At 44.0% G+C, this 17537-nt stretch carries 19 protein-coding genes; 15 read left to right on the top strand and 4 right to left on the bottom strand.

Annotated elements, in window-relative coordinates:
• The first annotated feature begins 12 nt into the window (after positions 1–12).
• The 8 genes from M3I01_RS12360 to M3I01_RS12325 all read left to right on the top strand — a co-directional run bounded on the left by M3I01_RS12360 (position 13) and on the right by M3I01_RS12325 (position 8198).
• Positions 13–1368, top strand: coding sequence for a cobyrinate a,c-diamide synthase (locus M3I01_RS12360; protein WP_275565103.1), 1356 nt, complete (start codon positions 13–15; stop codon positions 1366–1368).
• A 6-nt stretch (positions 1369–1374) separates the two neighbouring features.
• Complete coding sequence (locus tag M3I01_RS12355) at positions 1375–2532, top strand: cobalt-precorrin-5B (C(1))-methyltransferase (RefSeq protein ID WP_255896193.1); 1158 nt, start codon at positions 1375–1377, stop codon at positions 2530–2532.
• Positions 2529–3311 carry a precorrin-6A/cobalt-precorrin-6A reductase gene (locus M3I01_RS12350; protein WP_255896192.1) on the top strand — a complete coding sequence of 261 codons (783 nt, stop codon included), beginning with the start codon at positions 2529–2531 and terminating at the stop codon, positions 3309–3311. The genes M3I01_RS12355 and M3I01_RS12350 overlap by 4 nt, the downstream gene beginning before the upstream one ends.
• On the top strand, positions 3308–3961 hold the full coding sequence (locus M3I01_RS12345; RefSeq protein WP_255896191.1) for a precorrin-8X methylmutase: 654 nt from the start codon (positions 3308–3310) through the stop codon (positions 3959–3961). Before M3I01_RS12350 ends, M3I01_RS12345 begins: the two co-directional genes overlap by 4 nt.
• Positions 3961–5292: a precorrin-6y C5,15-methyltransferase (decarboxylating) subunit CbiE gene (cbiE, locus tag M3I01_RS12340; protein WP_255896190.1), complete on the top strand. Its 1332-nt coding sequence runs from the start codon at positions 3961–3963 to the stop codon at positions 5290–5292. The genes M3I01_RS12345 and cbiE overlap by 1 nt, the downstream gene beginning before the upstream one ends.
• Complete coding sequence (gene cobI / locus M3I01_RS12335) at positions 5289–6029, top strand: precorrin-2 C(20)-methyltransferase (protein ID WP_255896189.1); 741 nt, start codon at positions 5289–5291, stop codon at positions 6027–6029. Before cbiE ends, cobI begins: the two co-directional genes overlap by 4 nt.
• Complete coding sequence (locus M3I01_RS12330; RefSeq protein ID WP_255896188.1) at positions 6026–6799, top strand: cobalamin biosynthesis protein; 774 nt, start codon at positions 6026–6028, stop codon at positions 6797–6799. Before cobI ends, M3I01_RS12330 begins: the two co-directional genes overlap by 4 nt.
• A 61-nt stretch (positions 6800–6860) precedes the next feature.
• A complete protein-coding gene (locus M3I01_RS12325; protein WP_255896187.1) occupies positions 6861–8198 on the top strand; it encodes a DUF4041 domain-containing protein in 1338 nt (445 codons plus the stop codon).
• A 169-nt stretch (positions 8199–8367) separates the two neighbouring features.
• Here M3I01_RS12325 and M3I01_RS12320 read toward each other — a convergent pair whose 3' ends face one another.
• A complete protein-coding gene (locus M3I01_RS12320; RefSeq protein WP_255896186.1) occupies positions 8368–9549 on the bottom strand; it encodes a murein transglycosylase domain-containing protein in 1182 nt (393 codons plus the stop codon).
• 154 nt (positions 9550–9703) lie between these two features.
• Positions 9704–10150 carry a Zn(2+)-responsive transcriptional regulator gene (gene zntR, locus M3I01_RS12315; protein WP_255896185.1) on the bottom strand — a complete coding sequence of 149 codons (447 nt, stop codon included), beginning with the start codon at positions 10148–10150 and terminating at the stop codon, positions 9704–9706.
• Positions 10151–10318: 168 nt separating this feature from the next.
• On the opposite strand from zntR, the gene M3I01_RS12310 reads away from it, so the two are divergent.
• The 5 genes from M3I01_RS12310 (at position 10319) to M3I01_RS12290 (ending at position 14086) form a co-directional block, all read left to right on the top strand.
• Positions 10319–11083 (top strand): undecaprenyl-diphosphate phosphatase, encoded by a 765-nt coding sequence (locus M3I01_RS12310; RefSeq protein WP_255896184.1) that lies wholly within the window; start codon positions 10319–10321, stop codon positions 11081–11083.
• Between the two features lie 149 nt (positions 11084–11232).
• Entirely contained in the window at positions 11233–12324 is a 1092-nt protein-coding gene (locus M3I01_RS12305) for an amidohydrolase family protein (RefSeq protein ID WP_255896183.1), read from the top strand.
• A gap of 111 nt (positions 12325–12435) precedes the next feature.
• Positions 12436–13095 (top strand): PAQR family membrane homeostasis protein TrhA, encoded by a 660-nt coding sequence (trhA, locus tag M3I01_RS12300; RefSeq protein ID WP_255896182.1) that lies wholly within the window; start codon positions 12436–12438, stop codon positions 13093–13095.
• Between the two features lie 206 nt (positions 13096–13301).
• Complete coding sequence (locus tag M3I01_RS12295; protein WP_112140432.1) at positions 13302–13592, top strand: YkgJ family cysteine cluster protein; 291 nt, start codon at positions 13302–13304, stop codon at positions 13590–13592.
• A 155-nt stretch (positions 13593–13747) separates the two neighbouring features.
• Entirely contained in the window at positions 13748–14086 is a 339-nt protein-coding gene (locus M3I01_RS12290) for a thioredoxin family protein (protein ID WP_255896181.1), read from the top strand.
• Positions 14087–14156: 70 nt separating this feature from the next.
• Here the strand turns inward: M3I01_RS12290 and M3I01_RS12285 are convergent, their stop codons facing one another.
• On the bottom strand, positions 14157–14423 hold the full coding sequence (locus tag M3I01_RS12285) for a hypothetical protein (protein ID WP_176334653.1): 267 nt from the start codon (positions 14421–14423) through the stop codon (positions 14157–14159).
• 93 nt (positions 14424–14516) lie between these two features.
• On the opposite strand from M3I01_RS12285, the gene M3I01_RS12280 reads away from it, so the two are divergent.
• The gene (locus tag M3I01_RS12280; protein ID WP_255896180.1) at positions 14517–15500 is read left to right on the top strand and encodes an N-acetylmuramoyl-L-alanine amidase-like domain-containing protein; all 984 of its coding nucleotides are present in this window, start codon (positions 14517–14519) and stop codon (positions 15498–15500) included.
• Between the two features lie 20 nt (positions 15501–15520).
• Here M3I01_RS12280 and M3I01_RS12275 read toward each other — a convergent pair whose 3' ends face one another.
• The gene (locus M3I01_RS12275; RefSeq protein ID WP_255896179.1) at positions 15521–15928 is read right to left on the bottom strand and encodes a DUF2721 domain-containing protein; all 408 of its coding nucleotides are present in this window, start codon (positions 15926–15928) and stop codon (positions 15521–15523) included.
• 265 nt (positions 15929–16193) lie between these two features.
• On the opposite strand from M3I01_RS12275, the gene M3I01_RS12270 reads away from it, so the two are divergent.
• Positions 16194–17471: a hemolysin family protein gene (locus M3I01_RS12270; protein ID WP_255896178.1), complete on the top strand. Its 1278-nt coding sequence runs from the start codon at positions 16194–16196 to the stop codon at positions 17469–17471.
• Positions 17472–17537 lie beyond the last annotated feature (66 nt).

The raw sequence follows: 17537 nt of genomic DNA, 5'->3' as shown, positions 1-17537 counted from the left end.
AGAGACTGCTTTATGACTGCTTCTGTTGTTCATTGTCCTGCGTTGTTTTTGACGGCGCCCGCGTCAAATCAGGGTAAAACCACTATTACGGCTGCGTTGGCGCGTTATTTTACTAACCAAGGGAAAGTGGTTCGAGTGTTTAAAACCGGCCCTGATTACCTAGACCCGCAAATTCTCGCGCAAGCGTCTAAGCAGCCAGTGGAGCAACTCGATATCTGGATGGCAGGTGAAGATTATTGCCAAGACAAATTATTCCAAGCGGCACAAGTAGCGGATTTGATTCTAATCGAAGGCGCAATGGGCATGTTTGATGGCGATCCTTCCAGCGCCGACCTTGCTGCTCGTTTTGGTATTCCTATGGCGATTGTCATGGACGTAAAAGGCATGGCGCAAACCGCCGCCGCGTTAGCGACAGGTTTGGCGAATTTTCGTGACGATGTGCACGTCGCGGGGCTTATTGCTAACCGTTGCGGAAGCGAGCGTCACGCAGAATTGATCCGCGATGCGTTGCCAGAAAATCTACCGTTATTGGCAACCTTAAAGCGCGACGAAACGATTACCTTGCCTGAACGGCATTTAGGGTTAGTGCAAGCGGACGAAGTGAAAGACGAGTTAGAAGTTCGTTTTGAAGCGGCGGTCGAATGGTTAAAAGAAACCCAAGACACGGGCTTATTAGAACTACCAAAAGCCGTTGCGTTTTATTCTATTAATAAAAAAGTCTCTGTGAACAATCAAACCGATGCAGAACAAACCATCGAGCAACGCTTAGCGGGCAAAGTCATCGCCGTTGCTAAAGACGCAGCGTTCAGTTTTATTTACGATGCGAACCTTATTTCGTTGCAAAGCATGGGCGCAAAAGTCGTGTTTTTCTCGCCCTTAAAAGATCAAGTATTACCCGAAGCCGATGCGCTTTGGCTGCCGGGTGGTTACCCAGAATTGCACGCCAAAGCCTTGTCGGACAACACCGCCATGCGCCAAGCCATTCATGCGTTTTATCAAACAGGCAAAGGCATTTTGGCCGAATGCGGCGGTATGCTGTACAGCTTGAACGAGTTAACCGATTTGAACGACGACTGTTACCCGATGCTCGGCATCCTAGAAGGACAAGGTGCGATGCGCGGCAAACGTGGTTGCCAAGGCATGCAAACGGCGGTGATTCCTCAAGGCGACATCCGTGGGCACGCACATCATCGGTCTCGTAGCGCCAACACACCAGAACCTGTCGGTTATGGTCGACGTCAACGACATCCCGCGCCGGGTGAAGCGATTTATCAGCAAAAAGGCTTAACCGCCAGTTACTTGCATTTGTTTTTTCCTTCTAATCTTAATGCGACCGCTAAGCTTTTTTTAGCGGATCAGCAGGGCTAGCGCATTATGTGGCCTGAAAGTGCTGAAGCTCCCGCGGCTCTTAGAACCGGTTTAACCACTGGAACCTGCGCGACAGCCTGTTGCGTGGCCGCGGCGCAAGCACTTTTTGCCCAGAAACAAGACGCCACGGTCAGTGTCACCTTACCCAAAGGCAAACAAGTCGATTTGCCCATTATTGAATATCAAGCGATTGAGAGTGGTTTTAAAACGACCACCATCAAAGACGCAGGAGACGACCCTGACGCGACTCATGGTGCGACCTTATTTGTCGAGCTTCGCCTCGCACCAGAAAAAGGTGTGCGTTTTCATGCGGCGCAAGGGGTTGGCACGGTGACTCGCACTGGCTTATTGCTTGATGTGGGCGAACCAGCGATCAATCCTGTTCCGCGTAAAATGATGACGGAGCATTTAGAAGGTTTCGCGCAAACTTATCAGTACCAAGGTGGATTTAACGTTTCGGTTGGCGTGATCAATGGTGAGCAGATCGCGCAAAAAACCATGAACCCTCGATTGGGTATTTTGGGTGGTTTATCGATTTTAGGTACCACGGGCATTGTGCGGCCATTTTCCTGCGCGGCGTATATCGCATCGATTCATCAAGGCATTGATGTCGCGCGAGCTAATGGCATTTCGCACATTGCTGCGACCACAGGCAACGCCAGTGAAGACGCGATAAAAGATTATTATCAGCTGGATGACATGGCACTCATTGAAATGGGTGACTTTGTCGGCGCCGTGTTAAAGCACATTAAAAAAGTTGAACAAGATGGTTCAGTTCAGTTAAGGAACGCGACTCAATTAACCAAACTCAGTATTTGCGGTGGTTTCGGTAAAATCAGTAAATTGGCACAAGGCAATATGGACTTGAATAGCCGAGTGTCGAGCATCGATCTTGGTGCCTTGGTAGAGCTTGCCGCGACCTTAGGCGCAGATCAAGAGTTGCAAGAGCGTATGATAAACGCCAACACCAGCGTGGAAGCCTTGTCTTTTGCCTCTTCGGCAGGCTTAGCGCTCGCCGATGCCATTTGCCAGCAAGCATTAATCTTTGCTCGAAAATACATTCCTGAACACATGGCATTGGAAGTCTGGGCGATTGATCGCAAAGGTCAATTTGTCGGTAAAGCGGTAGACAGTAATATAGCCAGCAAGGGTGAAACACCATGAAAATTCTATTGCTTGGCGGCACTGCGGATGGCCGTCGCTTAGCTGACGCACTTCATAAAAATGGGCTAAGCGTCACCTATAGCCTAGCGGGTTTGGTTCGCGTACCAAAAGTCGATTGTCAGCTTGTTGTCGGTGGCTTTACGCAATTTGGTGGTTTGGCAAATTACTTACGGGATAACCAGATTGGTGCGATTCTGGATGTCACTCACCCTTACGCGCAAACCATGAGCAGTAAAGCGGTGGATACGGCACGTGTTGTCGGTATTCCTTGCTGGCGTTTTCATCGGCCTGCTTGGCAGCAAAAAGACGGTGATGTGTGGAGAAACTATCAGACAGACGATGACTTATTGGCGCAATTGGATGGTTTTCATGTGCCACTATTAAGCGCAGGCCAGATGAGTGAAGTCTTACTAACACGAATTTTACAGCGGCCGAGTGTGGAACGAATGGTTTGGCGAACGGCCGTCGAGCCCAAATTTGCATTGCCAGATAACATTGATTGGATAAAAGCCATTGGACCTTTTACGCTAGCAGACGAACGGCACTTATTAAGTGAGCAAGGCATTGATGTCATCGTCAGTAAAAACAGCGGCGGTAGTGCAACCTACTCAAAACTGGAAGCGGCACGAGAATTATCGATTCCCGTTTTACTGCACAGCCGACCAACATTGCCAGCCGCCGATCGAGAATTCAGCGACATACAAGATTGCCTACAAGCCTGTTTAGCTGCGTGGGGCAATACTCATTCTAAGAATCAACAAAAAGACAGCCAACAGTGACTCCTTCAGACGACTATAAATACGAAAACAATCCACAAGCCATTGAGCACGACAGTTTTAGACAAATCCGCGAACTCACTGACTTGTCGGGCTTGAGCCAAGACCAGCAACAAGTGGTAATGCGCGTGGTGCACAGCCTTGGCTTGCCTGATGTGGCCGAGCAAGTGCGATTTAGCGCCAATGCCACCCAAGCCGGACGTGACGCATTAGCGAACCGCTGTGCGATTTTGTGTGATGTGGAAATGGTCAAACAAGGCGTGACCAAGCGTATGATTACGCGTGAACCTTTGTGTTTTTTAAACGATCCACGCACCGCTGAGTTAGCTAAAAGCAAAGGCGACACACGTTCTATGGCCGCGCTGAGTTTGTGGCAAGACGACCTTGCTGGCAGCGTGGTGTTAATCGGTAATGCACCAACGGCCTTGTTTCGCTTATTGGAAATGATCGCAAACGGCGCGCCTAAGCCCGCGTTGATTATCGGTATGCCAGTCGGGTTTGTCGGCGCGGCAGAATCGAAAGACGCTCTTTGGCAAGCGCACGAAAAGCTGGGCATTGAATGCATTACCTTGCTGGGTCGCATGGGCGGCAGCGCGGTCACCTCGGCCAGCTGTAATGCTTTGTTACGCTGCAATTTGGGCGAGTATTATTAATGACTAGAATTCATGTGATCGGCCTTGGTGTGAACGAGCTCGCGAACCTCGATGCATCTGCGCAAGCGGCATTGGCGAGCTTATCTGAGCAAGACATCGTGCTGGGTTCGCCTCGTCAACATGACACCATTGCGGCGTATTCCCACAAGGCTCAGCGTTGTGATTTGCCCAAGTTCAAGCAGCTAGAAAGTGATTTTGCGACGTGGCAAACCGAAGGCGTAACACAGGTGGTGGTGTTGGCGTCGGGCGATCCTTTGTATTACGGGATTGGCGCTTGGTTAATGCGTACTTTTTCACCCGAAAACCTGATGTTTTATCCGAATGTCTCCAGCATTCAAGTGGCGTGTCATCGTTTGGGGTTGTCCTTACAAGACGTGAATGTGGTCAGCCTTCATGGTCGTCCCTTGTCGAATTTGCGTCGTCATTTACAATCGAATAAAACTTTAGTGTTATTGACCGATCAATACAGCCAACCGAAACACATTGCTCAAGAGTGCGTGCAAGCGGGTTTGGATCAAAGCGAGATCATCGTTTGTGAAACCTTGGGTTACGAACAGGAAAAAGTTCGCTCCTTTGTTGCCCAGACCTTGGTTAAAACCGAATTAGAGTGTGATCCGCTTAATGTCATTGTGGTGAAAACCAGCCAGCAAACATCATGTTATCCAAGTGCTGTGGGCATTCCCGATGCGTCTTTTGTCACCGACAAAGGTGACGGGAAGGGCATGATTACGAAGCGAGAAGTGCGCTTGGCGATCTTGTCTTATATGAATATTGAACAGGGTGATATCGTGTGGGACATTGGCGCGGGTTGCGGTGGTGTAAGCGTCGAAATGGCGTATTGGCATCCGCATAGCGACATTATCGCCATTGAACATCATCCAGAAAGACTGGCTTGCTTAGCGGCCAATCAAGACCGTTTTGGCGTAATCCAAAACCTATCTATCGTCGCGGGTCGAGCGCCCGACGTGCTGGTGGATTTGCTTTCTCAGCATAATGGGCTGAATAGAGTGGCAAACAAAGTATTCATTGGCGGCAGCGATGGAGAGTTAAGTGCCTTGATGGCGCAGATTTGGACTTTGTTACCTGTTGGTGGCAGTTTGATGGTCAGTGCGGTGACGGAAGACACTAAATTTCAGGTAATGCAATTTGCTCAAGCGCGAGAAAGCGCACAAGACACAACAGAGCAAAGCCTACAAGTGTCCATTGCCAAAGGCGAACGCCTAGCGGGGCAGCGGTTATTCCGACCCAATTTACCGGTAACGCTTCACCATTTTAAAAAGCATTTTGCAGAACATATGATTAAGACAAACGATAAGGAAAGCGCACAATGAATGCCTCTGTAGCATTACAAAAAAAAGGCCGATTCATTGGAGTGGGCGTAGGCCCTGGTGATCCAGAACTGATTACACTCAAAGCATTGCGTTTGATCCAGCGCGCGAGCGTGGTGAGTTACCTTGCCAACGACGAAGGCGGCTCCCAAGCGAAAGCCATCGCCAGTGAAGCCTTTGCTGGCGTGACGCACGTACAAAATGAAATCGCCATTGTGATGCCGATGTCGACGGATCGCTCTTTGGCAAATGAAGCCTACGACAATGGCGCAAACGCCATCGCCGCCGAATTGGCACAAGGCAAAGACGTAGTGTTTTTGTGCGAAGGTGATCCGTTATTTTTTGGTTCATTCGCGTATTTATTAGAACGCTTAGAAGGCGATTTTCAATGCCAAGTGGTGCCGGGCGTATCGTCTATTAATGCCGCGTCTTCGGCGTTAAATCATCCGCTCACAGTGCTAAAAGAATCTTTCGCCGTGGTCAGCGGTCGTCATTCTGCTTTGCAGATTGATACCGCCTTGGAACAGCACGACAGCGTAGTCATCATGAAAGCAGGGCGCGCTCGCCCTCGCATTCTCATGGCGCTGCGCAAAACCAACCGCATGCAAGACGCCAAATACCTAGAATACATTGGTCGTGAAAACGAACGCATCGTACGCGATGTGTCGACCCTAGAAGACAAAGCTGGCCCGTACTTTTCCTTGTTTGTGGTGACAAAAAGCGAGCGAGGCACACGGTGATACGCATTGTCGCGTTAACCCCCGCAGGCAAACAACTTGCTGAACGCTTACAAGCTGAATGGCCTAAGGCGAATAACCTTGAGGTGAGAGTTGAATACAAACCCAAACCTTTTGCACAGTTCGTACAGACGGCGTTTAATAATGGCGACTGGTTGGTGTTTATTTGTGCGACAGGCATCGTCATGCGAACCCTCGCACCGGTGATTCAAGACAAATATCAAGACCCGCCAGTCTTGGTTTTGGACGAAGAAGGTAAATTTGTCATCCCGCTGTTATCAGGTCATGAAGGTGGCGCCAACGAGTGGGGCGCGCAAGTGGCAAAATCCCTTGGCGCACAACTTGTTATGACCACAGCGAAACCTTACCTGAACCCTATTTATACCTTGGGAATGGGCTGCGAACGCAACTGCCCACTGGAATTCCTAGAAAGCCTCATGCTTGATGCCCTTGCGCAAAAAGGCTTAACGCCAAACGATATTCACTCCTTAAACAGCATCGACATCAAAGCCGATGAAACCAACCTCATTGCCCTCGCTGCAAAATATGATTGGGACTTCAACACCTACAGCGCCCAACAACTCGCCCCAATGGAACCACTTCTTAGCACTAAATCTGATTACATATTCAACACCGTCGGCGTCTACGGCGTCGCCGAATCCGCCGCGCTTTTGGCCGCAAAGTTGGCGGTTGATTCAGAACCCGAATTGGTTTTAGAAAAGATTAAAAATTCTAAAGCGACAGTAGCTGTAGCAAGAGGCTTTGAGTCGTAGTTTTAATAGATAAAGTACTTTAGTATGAATAATCAATTAATTTTTTGAAGGATACTTGTTTATGGAAGATCAAGTTTTAGTCGTTATATTTATTCTATTTTTAGCTTTAGCTACGACAATTTACTTTGCTTTTAAGTTGAGAGTCCGGCTTAGGGCAATAGAACTAAAGTATTCAAAAATTCTGGATGTAGATCTAGAAGTTGAAAAATCTAGAGAAGAAAAAGACGCTATAGATCAAGATATATTGTCGCTTCGAGAAAATTATAAAGAAAAACGAATTTTATTTGAAAGAATAGTTAAAGAAGCTGCAATCTATGATGAAGAGATACAGCTTGCCGAATTAGGTTTTTATAAACCTCACTTTGATTTTGGCACTTCTGAGAAGTACAAAGATGCAATTTCAGCAGTTAATAAAAAACAAAAGGAATTAGTTTCATCTGATAAAGCTATTTTTTGCACTACTGAGTGGACTGTTGAAGGAAGTAAAGCAAAAGGCAAAATAATGACGAATCGTGGGATTAGATTGACCGCAAGAGCATTTAATAATGAATGTGATGCTGCTATTTCTAATACAAGATGGAATAACGTTGATCGAATGGAACAACGAATCGAGAAAGCTTATGACGCTATTAACAAGTTGAATCAATCAAGTGCAATAATTATCTCGAATGAATACTTTCTACTAAAACTAAAAGAGCTTCGTTTAGCTTACGAGTATGCTGAAAAGAAACAGCATGAAAAAGAAGAGCAACAAGAAATTAAGCACCAAATGCGAGAAGAGGCTAAGTTTGAACAAGAAGCAGACAAAGCTTTTAAAGAGGAAGAAAAATATAACAAACTTTTAATGAAGGCTAAGGAAGAGGCCGAAAAGGCCACTGGAACTAAACTTGAGTCTCTTCAAGAAAAAATATCCAAGTTACATCAAGAGTTAAGCGATGCTCATGAGAAGTCTGAACGAGCAAAGTCTATGGCGGAACAAACTAAACGAGGCCATGTTTATATTATTTCTAATATTGGTTCATTTGGGGGAAATGTTTATAAAATAGGTATGACTCGACGCTTAGAGCCTTTAGATAGAGTTAAAGAGCTTGGGGATGCTAGTGTACCTTTTGTATTTGATGTTCATGCTATGATTCACTCTGAGGATGCTCCTGCCTTGGAAAACTCCTTACACAAGAAGTTTGATCAACAAAGACTTAATTTAGTGAACTCAAGAAAGGAGTTTTTCAATGTAAGTCTGATAGATATAGAAAGTGAAGTTAAGAAAATTTCACCAGAAGCAGAGTTTATTGAAACTGCAGAAGCTAGAGATTTCCGAGAATCATTGAACATAATATCTCAGCGGGAAAAATCACAAAAAATGAGTGATTTAAAAATAGTATTCCCAGAAGAAATTTAGCTCGAGAATCAATTTTAATTCAATGGTTGGCTCTTATGCATGGAAATTTTGCTGCTAGCAACCCTAGAAAAAATGACATTCCAACGAGGTAGGCGGTAGTTTCGAGGAGGAATGTCATTTTCTTCGATTACTTACTGAGAACCTAATCTAGAAGATTAAAAAACCACTCCTACTCATAGTTCTTCTTCGCCTTTGTGACTTTTTCTAAGTACATCCGAGATTCAGATCGAGGATGGTCGTATCTGAGTTTTTTATAAACATTGCTTACGGATGTTTGGTTTAGCCTGTCCATCGCTCTTGTTCTGTTGCTGTCGAATGTTTTCAGTACGTTTCCTGTGCCGCCATTGTAGGCGGAGATCATAGAATATTCTTGGCTGGTTTTATTGGTGACTTTGACGAGATAGCGCGTTTGCAAAATATAGAGATAAGCGCTGCCGATATCGATGTTGCTAGCAGGGGAGAAAAGCACTTCTTTGGTTGGTTGGCCGGATTTTTTCTTCACTAGGTTGTACACGTCTTTGCCGGCAGTGGAAGGCACTACTTGCATCAAACCATAGGCGTTTGCTGGGCTGACGGCGTAAGGGTTAAACGAACTTTCGGTTTCGATGATGCCATAAATAAGCGCGGGTTCTAGGTTGTAGCGTTTAGCGGCGGCGATGACGTAATCGCTGTATTTCTCTTGGCGAAGGTGTTCGTGCTGTGCAACAAGATTGAATTCAACGGCGTACACGGTTTTGCCGTTTGATTTGGATTTTTTTAGTTTGTTAGTCACAAGGTAATTTGAGTAACGCTCAGCTCGCCAGCGATATTGCACAAGCTTGCCATCGTGGTCCATGACTTGAGGATACAAAAACGGCACGCCTTCGGTATTCGGTGCGTCGCTAGAAAAAATATCGGTTTTGGTTGGATCGGCTGTTGTTAGTAGTGTGGTTGCGACGGCTTGTTTTAAGGTATCAAGCGGTGAGTTTGTGGTGAGTGTTTCGACTCGTACTGTGCCTTTATCAAAATCAACGATGGTCCTGGCTTGGTAGTCGTTGGTGTATTTTACGTATTTTTTCTTATCGGGCAGTTCGCTATTGTCTTTGCCCCATTTCTTATTCACTTTCTGGTCAAGCTCTGCGTACAAAGCTTTTATCGCTTTAATGTCTGCTCTAATTAAGTCTCGGCTGGTTTTAGCTTGTTTCGCGATGGCTTTTATATCGTCAACACCATCAGCATTTTTTATCTGTTCTGACAAGGTCTCAACGGACGTCAGTGATTTAAATGATGCGCCTGATTGGCAGCCACCTAATGTTAGTAACAAAAAGCCAAGTAATACAACGGCGGGTTGGCGAATGATACGTTTTAACATCAAATTGCTACTCTTATATAAGCGACATTGAAAGGTCGCTGTATGTTCGTTGAAGTGTTCTATTTTAAACGGTAGGAATGTCTTTGTTATAAAAATGCTGTCTATTTAGTCGCTAGATTGTATCAGAATAGTAATCTATGTGAAAAAAGGGCGATCACTCTCCGAACTCATTATGATGGTGTTCATGGCGAACATCGTCTGTATTAGATTCCAGTGCTTCGAGAATGGTGCAATGCTCGGCGCTTTCAGCCCCACCGCAACAGGAATCTGATAGGCGCTTTAGCGATGTTTGAAAACGAATGAGTTCGGCAATTTTTTTCTCGACGTCATGACGTTTAGTATCTACTAAGACTTTTACATCGGCGCAGGCGTTATCCGCTTTGTTTATTTCTATGGAGAGGAGTTCACGAATGTCGGCGAGTGTAAATCCAACTCCTTTGGCTCGAAGGATAAATTGTAGGGTGTCTTTGTCTTTTTCTGTGTAAAGGCGATAGCCAGATTCTGAGCGGCTGGATGGTATGAGTAGTGCATTTTTTTCATAAAAACGTAATGTGTCATTATTTATATCGCATATTTTTGCCAGTTCCCCAATTCGATACATGTTTTTACTCCTTTTATGATTGCCCTATTATAAACCTTATAGATAAGTCACAGGTCAATGATCTTATTGGTCTTTTACTTTTCTTTTATCTGCGATCTTTTACATTACGGGTGTATGTTTTTCTGGTATGTTCTAGCGCTTTGCGCCATGAGTAGAAGGTAGGTTAAGGTGGATATACTACATAGTGTCATTTTGGGGTTGGTTGAGGGAGCAACAGAATTTTTACCTATTTCTTCAACAGGTCATATGATTGTGGTCAGTCAATGGTTGGGAATGGAGCAAACAGAAGGCAACAAAGCGTTTGAGGTGATTATTCAATTGGCTGCTATCTTGGCGGTTGTCGCGAATTATAAAGAGCGTTTTACCTTCAAGCATACTCGCCTTTGGTGTCAGGTGTTTGTTGCTTTTTTACCTGTTGCTGTTGTGGGCTTTTTACTGCGACATCAAATTAAAGAATTGTTTTCTGTGTCTGTAGTGGCAACCATGTTTATTGTGGGTGGGGTAATATTTTTGATTACTGAAAAAGTGATTAAGGATAAAAAAGCCAGTGTCGAGCAGTTAGAAAATCTGAGTTTTAAACAAGCGTTATGGATAGGGTTCGCTCAGATATTTGCACTCATTCCCGGTACCAGTCGAGCGGGTTCAACGATTGTCGGTGCTTTGTTCGTTGGCTTAAGCCGCAAAACCAGTGCAGAGTTTTCTTTTTTGTTGGCGTTGCCTGTCATGATAGCCGCATCTGGCTATGATTTACTATCAAATTATAAGGTATTTTCTGGGGAGCAGTTGTTGCCTCTCGTGGTCGGATTTGTTGTCGCGTTCGCGAGTGCTTTTATTGCGATGAAACTGTTTATGGCATTTTTGGACAAATTTACGTTTGTGGCTTTTGGCTGGTACCGCATTGTGTTTGGTGCGCTCTTGTTGTTCCTTGCTTAGCCTCAATTGCATTTACGTTTATGTCATGGTGCCCACGTCCATCACAGTATGATATCGCGTCAAATAGTCGTTTATACATAGGAAGGGATATTTTGTAATGCCCCTTCCTGTTTGCCTTTTTATGATGATACTTAGTGGGAATGTTTGTTATGCATCGTTGTTTTTCTTTTGCTATGTTGGTCACTTCATTGGCTGGCTGTGTGTCCTCAAATGACTCGCCAACGAATCGTTCCTTAGATTCCTTTAATGGTGAGTCTGCTTGTTATGACAGAGAGGTCGAGCCTTATACTGCGGTTGTGGATACGCATATACATTATCGGCCTTTTGATGGCAGGGCGATTCCTTTTGAGGAGATGAATTCCTATTTATCTCAGACCAGTGTTCGCTTTGCTAATGTGTATGGTATTGGGCAAATGCTTCCTTCCTACTCCACCTGTTCTAATTATCTGAAATGCCCTGGTACGCCAGTGCTGCCGACCACAAGGAGTGATTTTGTTAATGCCGCCAATATGATAGAGCATAGACCTGACAACCTCCATCTGACTCTTTCAATGACGTTTACTGATTTATCCAATCCTGAACCAACGATTGAGTTGATGAAGCTCTATGAAAAAGAATACCCAGGTTTGTTTCATTGGATGGGGGAAGTGAATTTGGTCAAACAAGCTCAGTTTAATAATCATCATGTAGCGGCAAGCCCTGAAAATATTACTCAGTGGGCGGGGTTCATGACAGAATTACGAACAAGAAATTATCCCATTACAATACATTCAGACTTGGGTAATGATGCGTCACCTACCTTATACCTGCCTCTCATGGAGCAAGCGTTGGCGTTGTATCCTGATAATAAAATTGTTTGGGCGCACATGGGATTGTCCTATGAATTGACGACAATGAAGGCATCAGAGCACATTGCAGTTTTGTCACGTTTATTGGACCAACATCCAAACTTGATGCTGGATATTTCATGGCGTATTTTAGATGATTACTATTTTAGTAAATCGGAAAATCAAGCTCAATATGTTGCTTTTATGAATCTCTATTCTGACCGTATTTTGCCCGGCTCTGACTTTGTTGCGTTCCGAAACAATACGTTTAAGACGTACCAACAAGAGTTAGAGGTTACTGGCCGTATACACAAATACCTTGATGATAACGCCTTTCGTAATATTGCTTTGGGGCAAAATTACTTTACATTATTGAACCTTGATTATCAGGCACCAGAGGTGTGTCAGAAGTAGTGTTTTATTTAAAACATGCTTTCAATTTTCTTAGTTTATTCGTTGTCTTGCGTTGTTAAATAGCAGGGCGTGTTTCATGCTTCTAGTATTCAAGCTCGGAGGAAACTGTGTATGGGTAAGTATTTTTCAGCCGCTTCTAACCGTGGTCAATCTTTAGGGGAAGAGGTGGCGAACAGTATCAGTCATGGTTTGGGGTTGGTTGCTGCGATTATTGGTACTCCGTTTCTTATATTGAGTGCCATTGATTACGCCGATATAAGTTTTATTGTCGGAGTAAGTGTTTTTTCAGCCACCATGATTGTGCTGTATTTGGCGTCGACGGTTTATCATGCGATGCCACGAGGCAAGGCGAAATATGTCTTCCAGGTGATTGATCACTCTGCTGTATATTTATTGATCGCAGGAACCTATACCCCCTTTATGTTGGGGGTGTTGGAAGGTGTTTGGGGTTGGTCTTTGCTTGCTGCTGTTTGGACATTAGCACTGGTTGGAGTGGGTCTTAAAGCATTTGGAAAGGCCTCTCATCCTGCTGTATCCACTACGCTCTATGTCATTTTAGGCTGGCTTATACTGATTGCGATTAAGCCGCTTGTTGCACTTATGGAGCCCAATGGTTTGCTCTTACTGGTGCTTGGTGGCGTACTTTATACACTTGGCGTGGTCTTTTTTGTGATTGATTCACGCCTGCGCTATGGGCATTTTATTTGGCATTTATTTGTTGTGGGCGGGACAGTGAGTCACTATTTTTCGATTTTCTATTACGGCGCTTAACCAAAAGACTAGCGTTAGTTTTTTGATGTTTTGACATGATAGATGACAGCTTGATTGAGCAAACGGATTCTTTTTGTGGATTTTTCAGATTAATATCTTCCAAATTTAATCGCGTGTATATTGGCATTTTTGACCTGAAATCTGTGACGTTTAAACGCCGTCTCTAATGTATAGATTCTTTTCTTCGCTAGGTAAAACATTGTTTTATGAATATCGTACTGGAAAATATAGCCGAAACTGATGTGACTTGCTCTAACTGCCAAGCTTGTTGTTGTCGTATGGAAGTCATGATCATCAGCGATACTGGTGTGCCCGATAAGCATATTTCGGTGGATGAATGGGGCGGAGAAACGATGTTGAGACTTGACGATGGTTGGTGCTCAGCAGTGGACAGAGATACCTACCTTTGTACGATTTACGAAAATCGGCCTTGGATTTGCCGAGAGTTTGAAATGGGATCGGATGAGTGTCGAGAAGAATTTAACATCATTAGGTAGCAATAATAGCGCGTCGCGTATTTCATCATGTTTTAAAGCAAGACCTATTGCCATTATCCTAAATTGTTGGTTTTCTATTAATCATTTGGTTGTTGTTTGACCATGTGTCATATCGTGGAAAACTGGCGCCTGTAGACTTTAAAAGAGGTGTTTCGATGCAAGCGACTCAAATAGGGTTTAATCCAGAATATTCTGAAGATGCCCCGAGCCTCGATGAGCTGAGTGGCTTAGTTGGCAACGCGTTACTTGAATTTGGTACGCCTTGGTGCGGACATTGTCAGGCATCGCGTTCAGCGATCGAAGAGGTCATGCTGGAACTCCCAGATTTAGCGCATATCAAGGTATTCGATGGCAAAGGAAAACGGCTTGGTAGGCAGTTTAGTGTGACGCTTTGGCCAACCTTAATTTTGCTGCACGACGGGAAAGAAGTTGGGCGAGTTATTCGTTTTACAACCGCCAATGAAGTACGAAAATTGATGAGTCTAAGTGTTTGAGTACTGACTAATATTTCAGTGTTGGTTACTAATAGATAATAGAAGCCGCCTTTGTTAGGACGGTGTTCTTTTAGGCTGTTATGTCAATCAGTCTGCCAATGGTTTTATCTGATGAGTCGATCACCTTGGCATTGGCTTGAGCTTCTAATTCACTGCTTTTGGCTTCGATTAAGCCATCTTGAATAGGAGAACCGTAAATGCCCGAATTTTTAGGTGCATTTTGGCTTAGCGTTTGGGTTGATGCCTCCGCTACTTTTTGGCTGGCTTGGTCTAGTTTATCTTGGCTGCGCTGTAGACCTTGCTGACCAAATGGAAATGAAGAATTGTTGATTTGCATTGGCTGGCCTTCTTTTTTTAAGTATTTAGTAATAGTATCATTTAATTGTCTGTTTTTTGAACAAGGAATGTTTTTTTATGTTGAGTATTGAAAATGCCATTCATTGACGATGTTGTTAGTCACCGGAAGGAGAGAATGACGGGTGGTTTGAGGAAGATCTTGCCTATCTGCGTGCTTAGTTTTTTCTTATCACCTGCGATGGCCATTAATGCTATTGATTCTGCTAATAAGGCGCTTTTGTATAAAGTGATAGACGAGAGTCAAGCGGGTACTCGTTCTGCTGGCCATACTCAAAAACTAGAGGCATTGAGTCAGGTTTTGTTAGGCTCTGTGTATGTTGGTGGCAGTGTGGGCGAAGGTGAAGAAGGGATTTATGATAAAGACCCTTTAGTGCGTTTTGATGTATTTGATTGCACAACGTATGTTGAAACAATATTGGCGGGTGCTATGTCGGCTTCTTCTGATGAATTTGAACAGAATCTAATGCGATTGCGCTATAAAGAGGGAAATGTATCCTTCGTGTCGCGCAATCATTTTCCTAGTCTAGACTGGCTACCTAATAATCAAGATAAGTTAGTTGATATCACATCAACCGTTGCAGGCGGCGCCGTTTCAATGGCAAAGACAATAATAGATAAAACGGCGTGGTATCAGCATATTGGGGACGATGTTATTCATTGCGATGTGGCATCGTCGAGCGATTGTCTAACGTTGTTGACTCGATTACAGGGTGAGGGTGATGCGTTTGATCCTGAGCCTGCGTTTCTATCTTATATTCCTTTGACCGAGTTGTTCCTTGGTGAGGCTAAGCGCACTAATCAAGCCTTATTAGATAGAATTCCTTCTGGCAGTGTGATTAATATGGTTCGCCCAGACTGGCCAATTAAACAATGGATTGGAACTAATATGAACGTGTCACATCAAGGTATCGCCATCCGAAAAAATGGCACGTTATTTCTTCGACATGCTAGTGTTGTACACAAAAAAGTCTTAGATGAAAACTTTGTCGATTACTTTTCTGGTTATTCAGCGTCCTCGACTTTGAAAGGGTTTAACGTTCAAAGCTTGACTCATTAACACGCTATATTTCGTTTTATCTACTTTTTATTGTGTCGCTGTTTAAAGTTGGTACTGAAATACTGCAGATGTAACTCAAGTGCATCACATGAAATGGTGATTTCACGAACTGACAGATACAAAGAGTACATTAAGCAAACAAGGCTAGCACCGAAGATATAACTGCCGATTTGTTGGTATTCTAAATAAATGGCCATCATTGATAAAACGCACAGAAAAAAGCTAACGACGCCTGCTTCCTGCATGCGTCGTATTAAGTATATACGTTTACGTAAGTTAGTAATTTGCTCAGTAATATTCTCGTCTTCAAGCTTTGGGTCAAAAGTACGAATAATAGAAGCGAGCGTTACAAAGCGGTTGGTGTAAGCCAGTAGCAATAACGAAACCGCAGGAAACAACATGGCGGGTGTGGTTAGTGTAATAATCATAGTGGACCTTGTTGGTAAAGTGAGACATTGTGTCGTGTTCTTTGATGCTGTGTTGTAGAGCTGGTCGGTCATTTTTTTACGTCTTTGCTAGAATATCTTATATCCAATAACTCCCTTCCAAAAGTATAGAAAATAAGCATTGTATCGTCCCAACTTCCTTCTATAATGCGGCTACATTTATGTATTGAAATGGCTGAGACAATATTATTTCAATCTATTTAACCTGCGTTTTAGTTCTATCCCTTCCGTGATGAGTGAGAAAAAAATGAGTGATGTGTTGAGTATTGGCTTACTGATTATTGCCGGTGCATTGTTTGCTATGTCTGAAATGGGTATGGCCGCCGCGAGAAAAATAAAGCTACGAGTGCTCGCCGATGAGGGGAACGTAAAAGCGCTCGCCGTGATTAAGTTACAGCAAAAACCCGGTGCTTTTTTTGCCATGATTCAAATCGCTCTGAATGCGATTGCTATTTTGGGCGGTATTATCGGAGAGCAAGCACTAACCCCTTACATTACGCAGGTTGTGGCCTTAATGTATTCAGGGCCGTTATTGGATCAAGTGAGCTTTGTTCTTTCCTTTCTGACGTTGACGTCGCTGTTTATTTTATTTGCAGATTTGCTGCCAAAGCGTTTGGCGATCATTATGCCGGAAGCGGTGGCTATTCGTATGGTTACGCCAATGCTTTGGGTAACCTTTATGTTAACGCCCGTGGTTTTTTTGTTTAATGGTATAACCAATACGATTCTGCGCTTGTTTAATGTGCCAATTGAGCGTGAAGAAATTGTTACTACAGAAGATATTGTTGCCATGATGGAAGCCGGTGCGGAAGATGGCAGTTTGCAGAGTCAGGAATATCAGCTTATTGGTAATGTGTTTGAACTGGAAACGCGCAATATTTCCAGTGCGATGACTCCGCGTGATCAGATTATCTACTTCGATATTGACGACAGCAGCGAAGTCATTAGCCAAAAAATCATTGATCATCCACATAATGATTTCTTAGTTTGCAATGGCAGTTTAGATAAAATTGAGGGCATTATTGAGTCAAAAGAAATATTGCGATTAGTGCTTAAAGGGGAGCCAGCACAAATCAAACCAGAGCAAGTGGATAAAGATGTCTTTTATTTACCAGAAACACTAACGCTTTCGGAAGCGTTAAATGCGTTCAGAATGGCGCCACAAGCGTTTGCTGTTATCGTCAATGAATACGCGACAATTGTTGGTATTGTAACGGTGAAAGACTTACTTGGCGGCTTCATGGGGGGGTTGTTAACGCCTCATGACGAAGAACAAATCGTACAGCGTGATGCGAATTCTTGGTTAATAGAGGGATTGACACCGATCAGTGATGTTATGCGAAGTCTTAATATAGAAGAATTTCCAGATCGTAGCCAATATGAAACTCTGGGTGGTTTTATGACTTATAGTTTGAAGCGATTGCCAAAGCGTACAGATTTTTTTGTTTATGCAGATTATAAGTTTGAAGTGTTGGACCTTGAAGGTGTTCGTGTTGAACAGGTATTGGTAACACGTTTGAAATAAAGATAATAACCATCGGCTCAGCAAGGTGCTGTAGAAGTAGGCGGAGAACATCAATATTAAGTTAGT

Source organism: Marinomonas maritima, from assembly GCF_024435075.2.
GTDB lineage: Bacteria > Pseudomonadota > Gammaproteobacteria > Pseudomonadales > Marinomonadaceae > Marinomonas > Marinomonas maritima.
The sequence above is the reverse complement of the archived record's forward strand: the minus strand, read 5'-3'. Positions and strand labels throughout refer to the sequence as shown.

What these genes read in the sequence shown, in the direction of transcription:
- M3I01_RS12360 (WP_275565103.1), top strand. Translation starts at nt 13, where the DNA reads ATGACTGCTTCTGTTGTTCATTGTCCTGCGTTGTTTTTGACGGCGCCC.
- M3I01_RS12355 (WP_255896193.1), top strand. Translation starts at nt 1,375, where the DNA reads ATGTGGCCTGAAAGTGCTGAAGCTCCCGCGGCTCTTAGAACCGGTTTA.
- M3I01_RS12350 (WP_255896192.1), top strand. Translation starts at nt 2,529, where the DNA reads ATGAAAATTCTATTGCTTGGCGGCACTGCGGATGGCCGTCGCTTAGCT.
- cbiE (WP_255896190.1), top strand. Translation starts at nt 3,961, where the DNA reads ATGACTAGAATTCATGTGATCGGCCTTGGTGTGAACGAGCTCGCGAAC.
- cobI (WP_255896189.1), top strand. Translation starts at nt 5,289, where the DNA reads ATGAATGCCTCTGTAGCATTACAAAAAAAAGGCCGATTCATTGGAGTG.
- M3I01_RS12325 (WP_255896187.1), top strand. Translation starts at nt 6,861, where the DNA reads ATGGAAGATCAAGTTTTAGTCGTTATATTTATTCTATTTTTAGCTTTA.
- M3I01_RS12320 (WP_255896186.1), bottom strand. Translation starts at nt 9,549, where the DNA reads ATGTTAAAACGTATCATTCGCCAACCCGCCGTTGTATTACTTGGCTTT.
- zntR (WP_255896185.1), bottom strand. Translation starts at nt 10,150, where the DNA reads ATGTATCGAATTGGGGAACTGGCAAAAATATGCGATATAAATAATGAC.
- M3I01_RS12305 (WP_255896183.1), top strand. Translation starts at nt 11,233, where the DNA reads ATGCATCGTTGTTTTTCTTTTGCTATGTTGGTCACTTCATTGGCTGGC.
- trhA (WP_255896182.1), top strand. Translation starts at nt 12,436, where the DNA reads ATGGGTAAGTATTTTTCAGCCGCTTCTAACCGTGGTCAATCTTTAGGG.
- M3I01_RS12295 (WP_112140432.1), top strand. Translation starts at nt 13,302, where the DNA reads ATGAATATCGTACTGGAAAATATAGCCGAAACTGATGTGACTTGCTCT.
- M3I01_RS12290 (WP_255896181.1), top strand. Translation starts at nt 13,748, where the DNA reads ATGCAAGCGACTCAAATAGGGTTTAATCCAGAATATTCTGAAGATGCC.
- M3I01_RS12285 (WP_176334653.1), bottom strand. Translation starts at nt 14,423, where the DNA reads ATGCAAATCAACAATTCTTCATTTCCATTTGGTCAGCAAGGTCTACAG.
- M3I01_RS12280 (WP_255896180.1), top strand. Translation starts at nt 14,517, where the DNA reads ATGCCATTCATTGACGATGTTGTTAGTCACCGGAAGGAGAGAATGACG.
- M3I01_RS12275 (WP_255896179.1), bottom strand. Translation starts at nt 15,928, where the DNA reads ATGATTATTACACTAACCACACCCGCCATGTTGTTTCCTGCGGTTTCG.
- M3I01_RS12270 (WP_255896178.1), top strand. Translation starts at nt 16,194, where the DNA reads ATGAGTGATGTGTTGAGTATTGGCTTACTGATTATTGCCGGTGCATTG.